The 11,965-nt window shown below is 33.4% G+C and carries 11 protein-coding genes and 1 tRNA gene; 6 read left to right on the top strand and 6 right to left on the bottom strand.

Translation table 11 applies throughout. The features are described 5' to 3' along the window. Positions 1-102 precede the first annotated feature (102 nt). From CJZ72_RS14580 to CJZ72_RS13725, 3 genes are all read left to right on the top strand, one after another. A complete protein-coding gene (locus CJZ72_RS14580; RefSeq protein WP_002337240.1) occupies positions 103-273 on the top strand; it encodes a hypothetical protein in 171 nt (56 codons plus the stop codon). After that, positions 274-885 (top strand): hypothetical protein, encoded by a 612-nt coding sequence (locus CJZ72_RS13730; RefSeq protein ID WP_002337239.1) that lies wholly within the window; start codon positions 274-276, stop codon positions 883-885. Between the two features lie 430 nt (positions 886-1,315). After that, positions 1,316-1,389 (top strand) — tRNA-Ile (locus CJZ72_RS13725). A 513-nt stretch (positions 1,390-1,902) separates the two neighbouring features. Here CJZ72_RS13725 and CJZ72_RS13720 read toward each other — a convergent pair. Beyond that, positions 1,903-2,208 (bottom strand): DUF5960 family protein, encoded by a 306-nt coding sequence (locus CJZ72_RS13720; RefSeq protein ID WP_095443967.1) that lies wholly within the window; start codon positions 2,206-2,208, stop codon positions 1,903-1,905. A 141-nt stretch (positions 2,209-2,349) separates the two neighbouring features. Here CJZ72_RS13720 and CJZ72_RS14965 point away from each other — a divergent pair, with 141 nt between their 5' ends. Further along, positions 2,350-2,475, top strand: a complete 126-nt coding sequence (locus CJZ72_RS14965; protein ID WP_265585990.1) for a hypothetical protein — start codon at positions 2,350-2,352, stop codon at positions 2,473-2,475. A gap of 476 nt (positions 2,476-2,951) precedes the next feature. Here the strand turns inward: CJZ72_RS14965 and CJZ72_RS13710 are convergent, their stop codons facing one another. Further along, positions 2,952-3,815, bottom strand: a complete 864-nt coding sequence (locus tag CJZ72_RS13710) for a hypothetical protein (RefSeq protein WP_081135738.1) — start codon at positions 3,813-3,815, stop codon at positions 2,952-2,954. 813 nt (positions 3,816-4,628) lie between these two features. Between CJZ72_RS13710 and CJZ72_RS13705 the strand changes: the two genes are divergently transcribed. Next, a complete protein-coding gene (locus tag CJZ72_RS13705; protein WP_081134948.1) occupies positions 4,629-6,404 on the top strand; it encodes a glucosyltransferase in 1,776 nt (591 codons plus the stop codon). A gap of 93 nt (positions 6,405-6,497) precedes the next feature. Here CJZ72_RS13705 and CJZ72_RS14575 read toward each other — a convergent pair whose 3' ends face one another. Beyond that, positions 6,498-6,647, bottom strand: a complete 150-nt coding sequence (locus tag CJZ72_RS14575; protein ID WP_005879449.1) for a hypothetical protein — start codon at positions 6,645-6,647, stop codon at positions 6,498-6,500. 443 nt (positions 6,648-7,090) lie between these two features. Between CJZ72_RS14575 and CJZ72_RS15165 the strand changes: the two genes are divergently transcribed. Beyond that, on the top strand, positions 7,091-7,309 hold the full coding sequence (locus tag CJZ72_RS15165) for a hypothetical protein (protein ID WP_095443966.1): 219 nt from the start codon (positions 7,091-7,093) through the stop codon (positions 7,307-7,309). Positions 7,310-7,737: 428 nt separating this feature from the next. On the opposite strand, the gene CJZ72_RS13690 is transcribed toward CJZ72_RS15165, so the two are convergent. The 3 genes from CJZ72_RS13690 to CJZ72_RS13680 form a co-directional block, all read right to left on the bottom strand. Then, positions 7,738-9,033: an ISL3 family transposase gene (locus tag CJZ72_RS13690; protein WP_095443582.1), complete on the bottom strand. Its 1,296-nt coding sequence runs from the start codon at positions 9,031-9,033 to the stop codon at positions 7,738-7,740. 250 nt (positions 9,034-9,283) lie between these two features. Continuing rightward, on the bottom strand, positions 9,284-11,086 hold the full coding sequence (locus CJZ72_RS13685) for a glycerophosphoryl diester phosphodiesterase membrane domain-containing protein (RefSeq protein ID WP_081134952.1): 1,803 nt from the start codon (positions 11,084-11,086) through the stop codon (positions 9,284-9,286). A gap of 96 nt (positions 11,087-11,182) precedes the next feature. After that, positions 11,183-11,779, bottom strand: a complete 597-nt coding sequence (locus tag CJZ72_RS13680; RefSeq protein WP_005879455.1) for a TVP38/TMEM64 family protein — start codon at positions 11,777-11,779, stop codon at positions 11,183-11,185. Between the last annotated feature and the right edge of the window lie 186 nt (positions 11,780-11,965).

Genomic DNA, 11,965 nt, shown 5'->3' with positions numbered 1-11,965 from the left:
TAAAGCGTAAAGTGGTGTATGATTGTTTTGTACAAGTACATTATTTTGACGTGTTTTTTCCTATATACTTTTTGCGTAGGTACATAAACGGAGGCGATTGTTATGGCTACTAAAAGTTTTACTGAGGAGTATAGGTTTACAAAAAAGAACGCTAACTCTTTAATTAATGCATTATCTAATGATAAATCACCTAGAAAACAGTTGGTAACTAATTTAAAAGTAATCGATGACAAAGAAAAAATAAAAAATATTTTTTTTGGAAGTAATAGTTAGATGGGAATACAGATTATCAGTTTAAGTGATTTATTAGAGGTTGCTCCGGATTTAGAAAGTGTAAATAACATACTAAAGACATTTAAATCTATTCCACATCCTATAACTGGTCAAGTTAATGATGTGGAATATTTTTTGCATCAAAAAGCAATAGAATTCGAGAAAGCTGCTTTAGCAACTACGCATCTTTTATTTAGCTCATATAAAGATAAATCTATATTAGTTGGTTATTTTTCTTTAGCTAACAAATCTTTAATTATGAGCAAAAAAAATTATAACAATCTCAGTAAGTCCCAACAAAGAAGATTGTGTCAGAATGGTTCAAAAACTGAAACTGGTGGTTACATAGTTAATAGTTATTTGATAGGGCAAGTTGGTAAAAATTATTCTGAAGAAGCTCAAAAAATAGAGGCTATAAATGGAACCCAGATATTGACGATAGCTTATGATACGGTTTTACAGGCAAAAAAAATTATTAATGCTAGATATGTATGGATTGAATGTGAAAATGTTCCGAGGTTAATTGATTTCTATAGAGACTTTGGTTTTGAGGTTATTGAAAATTATGAAACAAACAGTGGATTAGTTGTAATGATTATGAAGTTAAAATAGTAAAACTAATTATTGCAAGTATCTATTACAACGTTAAACAAGCGTATAGTAAATTTAAAAAGATTTAAATTTGCAAAACAAAAACCTCAACCAATCATCCTTGGCTGAGGGTTTTTTCATTTTTTCTGAAAAAATCTAATCAAATAATAGACTAAAAAATAACCATGTGAGATAATGAACATAGAAAAAAGCTTCAGATACTCCCTCACCCTAGAGTCTTTCCCCAAAAAGATAAGTATCTGAAGCTTTTTTCTTTTTATGACTTGGAAATAGTAGCATAAATAATATATTTTACAAAGAATAAGTACAATCTAGTTTTTTGCTATTAAATGTGTAATAATAAATATGCCATCACAACAAAAGAATGAAACCCATTATTATCTAGTCTATGTCCATTCTTTTTGTTTTGCAGTAGTTGTGATGGCTTTCCGTACCCTTAGCTCAGTTGGTCAGAGCAAACGGCTCATAACCGTCCGGTCGTAGGTTCGAGTCCTAAAGGGTACATTAATGTAGCCATTTGAATCGTTCTGTGTTAGAATTTTTTGAAGAGTATTATACAAGCTAAAGCTTTTCTTCATTGCCACTCAAATGAGTGGCTTTTTTATGTATTCTTTTATGGATTAATGAAAGGATGTTTCACATAGTTATACTTCTGTATATTTGAAAAGTTTTACTTTGATTTTTAAATAGAAAGACATTTGGGTTAAATTGTGAGATAATAATAAAGAAGAGTTTAAAGCGTTCCCCAAAAACCACTTCCCCATAAGTGTGTTACGCTTTAAACTCTTTTATATTTGAAGCCATTAAAAAGCATACCATATTTTTGAAAAAAAGCGAGAAAAAAGGCTTACAATTGGAGTGGTAGTTAATTAGTGACTTATTTTTGATTTTATAGCACTGATACTATAAAATATAGATATTATCATATTACACAATCTTAATACTAACTTAAAAATATTTCCTTTTATAAGTATGGTGATAAAATCCGTTCTGGGCTACCTTTTTAGGTAGCCTACTTTAATCTTTATACCTTTCTGGATCAACGAAAGTATACTTTATATAGTCATAACGCCGATGATCGCTCCGTGCGTCTGGCACGTCAGTCACGATATCAAACAAAAAATATACATCTTTCTTCATTCTAGTTTTCGCAGCAGGAATTTTAAAGTAGTTCTTATTAGAGTAATAGAGATTAACTAGCAGGCTAGTTTCAATTGCTAAAAAGATTACTTCAGTATCCCAGACTTTATATAAATCTTTGACAAATTTTTCTGATGGATCGTATTTAAACCAAAGCAGATGTTCCTCTAGCTCGATTGTCATGTTTTTCACCTCAACGAAAGTATACGAACTAACGTTCTTTTTGTAAAGGATAAAAATAGGATAGCTACCGGTACCCAAACTAGTACCCATTTACCAAAAACGAAGAAATTTATGTAAATAGAAAAATAAGTATAAACATTGATGCATCAACATTTATATGCCTTTGGAACAAATGAAAAGGGCGGTTCTCATAAGAAAAACATGTTCGCACTTCTAGGCAAACCAGGCTTTGAAGACCTTGCCAAAGAATTGAACGAACGCCTGTAAGATAAGGGTTTGTCGCTAGATTTAAAAAATCAGTGATAGAAACATGTTTGTATCATTTTATATTTAGTACTACAAATGGTACTACAAGCAAAAAGACAGTCTTTTAATGACTGTCTTTTTTGTATGGAAATCAATGAGTGCTTTGCTACTGCTTCCGCTTGATTCTTCAAGGAGATGGCTTGTTTAATTACTTTTTCGTTTACAAGAGAAGAGGCATGTGTATCAGTGTTGCTACGTATATTCCAACAAGACTTTTAGTTCTTCTAAAAGTCTATAACATGAGGTAGAAGAACTATATGTTTAGCAACGTGGGTAAAAAAATCTTCAGATTATCAGAAGATCAGAGCCAAATTCATGATTAAAGAAGACAATTTAAATACAAGAAGACATTTAAATATAAAAAATAGGCTAGCAGTTAGCTAGCCTATTTGCAGTTTTTATAAAGAATAATTGGGTGTTATCTTGAAAATTTTTAACTAGCCTCTTTTGCATAAAGTATAGCCTTTGGCAAGTGCCTCACTTAGCGGCATAGGAACTACAGAATTAGCGTTGTTCAAACCTGAGCAATTTGGGTTAAGATGATATTTAGTCCCATGATCAGGAGCGATATAAACAACTTGTTCGTTATTTTGTTGCTGTGCTTGTTGGGCCGCTTGTTGTGCTGCTTGCTGTTGTGCTTCTGCAGCAGCTTGTTGCTGTGCTTGAGCCGCCGCTTGCTGTTGTCTCTGCTGTTCAGCTGCCTCGTTTGCTTTGATAGTTGAATCAACAACTACTAAACGATTAGACAAGTCTTGATTTCCATTCGGAATAGCCTGAATGGCAGTCAAAGCAGCTTGATAATTTTCATTAGTTGGGCTAGCCTCAGCTTGTGCTAATTTATTCGTAGCATCTACTGTTCTTTGATTGATTTCTTCTTGTTTTTGCTTTTCCTCTTGAGCTTTGCGCTCATCTTCTTGCTTTTGTTTTTCCTCTTGAGCTTTACGCTCATCTTCTTGCTTTTGTTTTTCCTCTTGAGCTTTACGCTCATCTTCTTGTTTTTGCTTTTCCTCTTGATCTTTTTGTTCATCTTCTTGCTTTTGTTTTTCTTCTTGAGTTTTGCGTTTATTTCCTTGCTTTTCTTTTTTTGTTTCAACCTTTTTTTCGGACTGTATTTTTACTTCAGAGCTAGATGCGTTGTTTGAAGGTTGAACATTAGCAAAGCCAATCGCCATTACTATGAATGCAGCTCCAAGAATTAGTAGTGGTCTTTTTCTCGTTTTCTTTTTATGAAAAGATTTAATCAATCCACCTATTCCCCAACAAAAACCAATAAACCCAATTAACACAAAAAAATTACCCATTAGTTCCTCCTTAAAAAAAATATTTCGCTTTCATTTTAAGGTAGAATGCAATAGACCTAAATAATAAGTGTATTTGACTTTCCCCACCAAGCCACACACTTAAATTATTATCGAATGAAATAACTATTTAAGAATAGAAAAATGTAAATATACTGTGAAAATATCACAAAATTCATATTCGAAATTGTAATTTTATCTTCAATAATTTAATTATTATATTTGTAATTTTATCATTAATTTTGTAAAAAAACAGCAAATAATTTTATGTTTATTTTTTCATATTAAAAAAATGAGAACGTTTTTTTTGTAGGAAATTAAAGATTTTTTTCTTTAGTTAATTAGATTTAATAAGTAATTTTTATTTAGTATAGAGATTTTTTATAGTAAAAGTATAATAGATCATTGATAAAACACGTTTGTTATTTATTTTTGGCTTATTGATTTAATAAGTATTATGGATTCAGTACTTTAAATTCAGATTATTGATTGATCAATATTTTATTTGTAGATAGTAGGTAACTGATTATTAAAAATAGACTAACCGAAAGGGGGGAGGTAATGACTTGTCCTTTTAAAGAAATTCAAAGAATAATAGCCTATCACACACGAAATGATTGGTTTAATGGACTGTATCACAGAGATTCATTTAGCGAACAAGTACATAAATTTCCATAAAGTTGCGTTGTTGTCAGTTTATTTTGATATAATTATTTCGAGAACAAATCAAGGGGTGACGATGTTGAATCAGGTAAAAAATGATTTTCTCAATAGGAGAACAAAAGGTGAGTTAAACCGAAGGAAAGGATTTGATCAATGAAGAAAATGCAAGCAGCACTTACTTATTGCAAAGGCAAAGCAATTTATTTTATTCTAGGAACTGCCATTATACTTACATTGTTTCGTCTTTACTTATACTATAAAGCAACATACAGTATCGATATGACAGCGGCGTATGACGATCAGCTGTTTATTCATCATGCACAAAATTTGTTAAAAGGGAATTGGTTAGGAGATTATGATTCGAAAACTCTCTCAAAAGGGATTTCTTACAGTTTGTTTCTAGCTTTAGCAAATAAGCTGCATCTTCCATACTCGATACTATTTGGAAGTTTCAATATTCTTGCGAGTTTCTTGATGGCATTAAGTTTACGACCTATTGCTAAAAATCGAGGGTACTTACTTATTATCTATCTCTATTTCTTGTTTTCACCGATTAGTTTTACAACTGAATATTCTACTCGAATCTATCGAAATGCAATTGTTATCCCATCAGTGACAGTGATAGTGGCTTGCTTATTAGCTATCTATTTTAGAAAATATCGCTCCATCAAAAGTATTTTACCGTGGATTACTATACTAGCCATTATTTTTCCTTTTTACTGGTTTATACGTGAGGACTCCATTTGGTTGCTTCCATTTGTTGTAATGGCATTATTGATTAGTTTTATCCAAATAATTATAGGACCAGATTTTAAAATAAAAAAAGAGAAAAAATTGATGGCAGCCCAGTTGGAAATTAATAAACAAAAAGTAGGAAAGCTGTGTTTATTTGTACTTCCTGCAGTGACTTTCATGTTAACGTCTCAATTCTTAGGACATAAGAATGAGGAAGTATATGGGTTAAATACACTAAACGACCGTTCCAGTGGCGAATTTGCGCAAGTAATGAAAAATCTGATCCGTTTAGATGATGGAACAGATATAAATGAAAAAAATAGTCGGATTTGGGTATCACATGAAGCACTAAATAAAGCAGTGGCGGCTTCGCCAACTTTTTCAAAAGAAGCTGATCGAATCAATGAATTGTATACTACACATGCTTGGACGGAAGCAGGAAAAGTGAAGGAATTAAAAGGAGATATCATTTTTTGGGCATTAAGAGACGTGATCAGTGAATCTGGGTATTATCATAATAATGCGAAACAAACAAATGATTTTTGGAAAAAAGTGAACGAGGAATTAGCAAAAGCATATGAGACGGGAAAATTGAAGAAAAAGAAAGAGTTCTATTTAATGGGAACTGGAGATGGAAAGATAGCAAGTGATGTTCCTGTACTGCTCGACTTTTTTAAAACAGCATATACCTACAATCTTTTTTACAAAGACTTCCATCAAGGCGGAAATTATAGCTTTGGTACCCATGATGAAGTAGAGCAAGCACAAAAATTATTGCGAGTCCCTCTATTAAATAATTGGATCAATAGTGAAGACCCGCATACACCGGTCTTGGTTCTATCGAGACCAGCAAAAATAGCTACAAGCTTCATTACACTTTATCAGAAGACCAGTGGTGTGATTCTTATCTTTTCTCTAGTAAGCAGCCTGTTTTTAGCGATTGGAGTTTTCCATGCGAAAAAGGATAAAAAACTTTATTGTTCAATTTTGGTGATTTTTTTAGGGTTAGTTCTGACGCAATTCCTGTTTTTATTTGGAGTTTCATGGTTCTGCTCTTATTCGCCAGAACAAAAAGAGTACTTTTTAAGTGTCTATACAGGTGCTGGAGTGCCTATCATGCAGACTGCGATCGTTTTGATATTGCTAGGGATGAGTAGGGTACAGTGGAAAAAAGCAAAGAATGTAAAAAAATAAACAATAAAAGACGTTTGCATGAAATTCAGGCAAACGTCTTTTATTGTTTATTAGATTCCGAGTTGGCTTCTACCATTAGAAATGAGTCACTCCTTATTTAGATTCGTTCAATGCTCGGACAGCTTGTTCAATTGTTACGCCAAAGGCAACATTTTTTTCATTAGAAGCATCGATAGCCATAAATTGGTTCGTTGTTGTATCAAATGCAACACGATATTTCATGTTCGTTTTTGTAAATGTCATATACTTTCCTCCTTTTTAATTTTAATGTAAATAGATAGTGTAATTTTCTGTTAAACTTTCCTATCTATTACAAGTTTAGCACCTCTTATTTTTTTTAGCAATTAATTGCTATTTAAGACTGTGAGTATCAGTTTTCCGTTAACCCAATTAGTAAACAGATGATTAAAATGATAAAAATAGCGGCCTGGATATAAATCATAGAAAATCCCTCCTTATTCTTATTCTATAAGACTAGCAAGTAAATAACACGAACAAGCAGCTTACAGCATCAAACAATAACGTCACTTTGTAAAAAATCACTAGTTGAGTGAGTTATGTTTCGTATTACGTCTCTCTATATAAAATCAGATGTTCTTAATAAAAAATAAAATAAAACGTTTTCAAATTGTTTGTTTTTTGTTATTATAAATCTAAGAAAAGAATAACTGAAAGGTGATAATCTGATGAGTGAAATAGAAGTAGGTAAGTCATACATATGCAAACCAGTTGGGACAAATTACGAAGTTATCGGGTACGTTGAATGTACATATACGAATACAGCTGTTATTTATGTTGAGCGTTATGATCAAAGAGATCGTTCAGTCATTTATGACAGAAAGTATAGGTTACTAGTTAAGTTTTGTGATATGTATTCAGCAAGTAAAACGGAATTAGTATCATAAACAATTTTTTTGAGTAATTTTGTAAACTTCACTATAATGAAACTAAGAGAGAAGGGAGCGAAAAACCATGCAAAAAAGAAAAAGTTCAAGTAAATTAGGGATTATTTTAGCGGTTATTTCTGCTATACCTGCAATATTAGCGATTGTCCGAGCAGTAAAAGGATCAAAAGAAGTTTAAAAAGTGATTATGTGAGAAATAGTTTGCTTTAAGAAATAAAAGAAGAATCGCAAAAATCAATTCTTAAATTAGGGATGATTTTTAGAAGAAGCTTCTTTTATCGTTTATTTAAAAAAGTGGTCGAGATAAAAGTCGTTTAGGTTTGAGAAATTGTAGAAAAAAAGAGGCTCTTTGTCAAATGATGTTGGTAAAGAGAAATCTTAGAATAATTTGGACAGAACAGAAAGAAGAAACCCTCTTTCTGTTCTGTTTATTTGGTTAAAAATGTTTTGCCATGACGAATCATGATCCGTAGTTTGAAATTGTAAAAGTTGCGAAAGCCGTACGCATTGCGTTTTAATACTTTGATGTGGTTGTTTAAACATTCTAATGGTCCGTTTGAATAGCTGTAGTGAAGCGCATTTTGGATCTGTGGCAGAAAATTTTTAAACGTTCGTAAAGTGGTTGTATAGGTTTCAGGCAGACCGCTAATGTCTCTAGTTAAACAATCCTCAAATAGTGACTGATCTCTTTTCTTTACCGCATAAAGAATGTCTTGGTATAACTGATAGCCTTGGCGTAAGTTGGGACAAGCAGCTAACAGTCGATCGACAATCTCACTTTCAGTCAAATAATCTTTAAAACTGGCACGCCAAACCCGTTTTTCATAGTTTAACTTTGCTTCTTCTTTTTGTAGGAGTTTCCAATAACGTTTCATTTTTTTCCCTAGTCCTCGTTGAGACTGAGAAGATCCTTTAAGTCGTACAGTGGTTTCTTTCACTCGGTGATTCAAGAAAGTTCTGCCAATATGTTGGACGATGTGGAAACGGTCGATGATCAACTGAGCATTCGGGAAAAGCTTTTTCACCAACGAAACATAAGGCGCATACATATCAATAACAATCAATTGAACGGCTTCACGAGTCGCTAATGAAAACCGAGAAAAATAGCGTTCTAAATAAGGCAAGCGTCGATTTTCGACAATATCCAATAATGCATGGCTTTGTCCGTCCATCATGATAAAACTCATTGCACTGGCAACACTTCGAACCGATTTGAATTCATCAAAGCATAAGACCTTTGGCAAAGTCTGTTTGAAAGGATTCAATGGGCGGTAGAATCGCTTCATGACACGATAGACCGAAGAAGTGGAAATATTTTTCTGACGAGCGATTTCCGTCATGGAAGTATTCTCTTTTAAGCGAGCAATAACAGACCAACGAACTTTTTGAGTAATGAAACAGTGTTTTTCAGCAACAGAGGTATCCGCTACGAATGTTCTTTGGCAAGACTTACATTTAAATCGTTGTTTCTTCAACTCCAGATAAGTGCGATACTCAGACACATCATTCAGTAACAACCGAACGGTTGTCGTCCCCCAACGAATGATCCTAGAGGGGACGACACAAAGACAATGGGGACACTCTTCTGGCTTGTACAGAAGAGTTCCTTTGTAAATCAAGCAAATTTGCCCTTTATATTTTTCTTTAGTTAAACAATTTTCCTCGAAATAGATATTTAGGTCTAGAATATTTAGGGTATCTTTGATAAGCTGAGTATGAGACATCTTGAATCCTCCTATGAATTGGTAGCCAAATTAATTCTAAAGGATTTCAGGGTGTCTTTTCTATATTTTTTTATACAAAAAAGATGTTGGCGAAGTTCACCAACATCAAAAAGTATAGAGCCAAAAAAGAGCAATACGATTTTTGTATTGCTCTTTTTTTTTCGGAATTTCCGAAAAACCTGATTTTTGGATGCTGTTTATTTGAGAGCCTGTGGCAAACCTGATTTCTAGTTTTGTTCTACATTCTTTTTTATCCTACACCCAAGACAAAGTTCAATAATTTGTCAGAGTAAGTGATTTCTTCATCGGTTATCTTAACATTTTCATTCAACAGGTCCATTCTATCTGTAATGATACCATCAACGCCATAAAACATCATTCGGCTAATCGCATCTGAATCATTGATTGTCCATACATATACTTTTTTTCCATCTTGGTGGGCAGAATCAATAAAATTTCGATTGATTGTACTATATTCCATCGTAAGGAAATCAGCAGGTGTGACTGGAGGACCAACAATATTGAAAGGTAAAATATATCCTACATAAAAATTTGGATTGGCTTTTTTCAAATCAGAAACAGTTTGATAAGTTAAACTTTGTAAAATATGTTTTTTTTCTAAGATATTTTTTTCGTATTTTGTAACAAAACGAGTAATGATATCTTTCGAATCTTTTTTTGAATTTTTGATCTCGATGAGAAGTTTCTGGTTCAGTTCATCGGCTTTTTTTAGATAATCATCGAATGAGACAACCGGTTCTTCCACACCGTTTTCCTTAACCGTTAATTTTTCGAGCTCTTTCAATGTTAGATCTTGCGGTGCTTTATCCACGCCAGTCAATTGCCGTAGATTGAAATCGTGCATCACCACGAATTGTCCATCTTTTGTTTCTTGAACGTCCATTTCGACATAGTCCGGATGATATGCGGCGCTCGTCTTTTCCAAAGCTGCCAGAGTATTTTGCGCACTATTATTCCCACTGACCCCACGGTGAGAAACCGTTATTGGTCGAGTTTGCGCGGCAGAGGTAAGATAATCCATATTATATAGGCAAACACCGATACCGAAAAATACAGCAAACAGAATAATCCCAGTGTTTTTTACTGCCGAATATTTCTCATTTGACGGTTGAGGCGTGAACCATTTAGGGATATCAGGTAGAAATCCTTCATCGTCCATGAAATCAACAATGATGTAGAAGATCCCAACAGTTGACATCACGATATTGAACAGCAATACGCCTTGAAGAACAGACATTGCAAAAACAGCACTTATCAAGGAATAATCAGGTAGAAATTCTTCTACGATTATCTGCAAAGTGATAATCAGTAGATAACCCGCAGTCGATAAAAGTAAAATACTGCCTCCAATAACAACGAACTGCCCCAATATCGCAAAAAATCTTGCTTTTGTGAGCAACCAACTTTCTTTTACCGCTTGTTTGAACGGGCGATCTCGTAAAATCATTTCGGGAAGGGCAAAAATCAAGCGGATGCCTATATATGCCAAAAGCAAATAGAAAATAATAAAGGTACTAACTACGATCCAACGATTAGCAAAAATAAAGTCCATAATAAAAGCAGGTATCTTTACTTTAGAAAGTAGATCGGAATTAAAACTCAACCCGCTGATGGGTAAAATCAGTAAAAAATAAGCGAGAAAAAATAGAAAAGTCAGTGGACGGATCTTTTTCAATTGAAAAAAAGTTAGTTCCAATAATTGCTTCAATGAAACAGGAACCTGTTTTTTGATGAAATAAACGCTCATCAGTAAAAAAGTAAATTCAAAATATACTAGCAATAGTATCGTCAATAGAACAGCAATCAAAGAAAGTAACACTCCTGGATGCTGCGAAATAATGATAGTTATGTTGTCACTAGACAGATAATCAATCGCCCCACGACGTAAAATGAAACGTGTGGTGCTCCCTAATAAGGGCAAACAAATAAATAAAATAAATCCGTGCATAATCAGAACATCACGAAAATAGGCCTGAGTCCCTTTAAGAAAGTCCCAAGCATTTCCTAAACTTCTTTTCAAATACGTTAACATTCAATCACCTACTCGCCAATATTATAGCGTATATTCAAAAAAAATGAGAGTACCACGTAATGTTGTTTACGTGATACTCGCACATTCACTATCGATTTATCCAAATAAACCAGTCAAGAAATGACCACCGTAAATCAAAGCCATACTATATAAGAAAATTGATAGCGGTTTTGCTAAAAGGATGATCCATGTAAACTTTTTAACTGAGATATTGGTTAACCCAGCCATCAAGCATAGCGCGTCGTCTGGAGCGACCGGTAAGAAGATAGCTAAAGCAAACAATTTTTCAAATCGGTTTTGGTTATCCAGCCAGCCAATATATTTATTGTATGTTTTATCACTGATCATTGAAAGAATGAATGGTTTTCCATAGCGTCTTCCTAAGAGGAAAATGATAATGGAGCCAATACAGATTCCTACGTAGTTATAAATAAAACCGGCATATGGGCCAAAGATCAACACACCAGCAGCAGTGCTGATCCCACCAGGAATGATAGGAATGACAACTTGCAAAATCTGGATCAAGATGAAAATGATCGGGCCTAAAATGATTGAATCTCCGACTAAACCTCTTAAAGAATCCAAATCTTTGAATACACCTAAATTGATGAAGTAAATGGTTAAAGCAATCGAAATTCCCAATCCAACGATCGAGATAAAATTAATCAATTTTCGTGATACTGCAACATTCATCGTCTATCAACTCCTCCGATACTTTTCTTTATACTACTACTTTACTTTAAAAGTAAGCCTTTGCGCCACTATTTTAAATGACAAAAGTCAAACAGTTTTGTAAGTTTGACTTTAGTATAAAAGAGATACAAGGAAAATACATCCAACCAAAGATGTATTTAAAGAAATTTATTATTTGTATTTTTT

Origin of the sequence: Enterococcus durans (genome assembly GCF_002277935.1) — a bacterium.
Lineage (GTDB): Bacteria > Bacillota > Bacilli > Lactobacillales > Enterococcaceae > Enterococcus_B > Enterococcus_B durans.
This window is presented reverse-complemented; position numbering and strand designations above follow the sequence as displayed.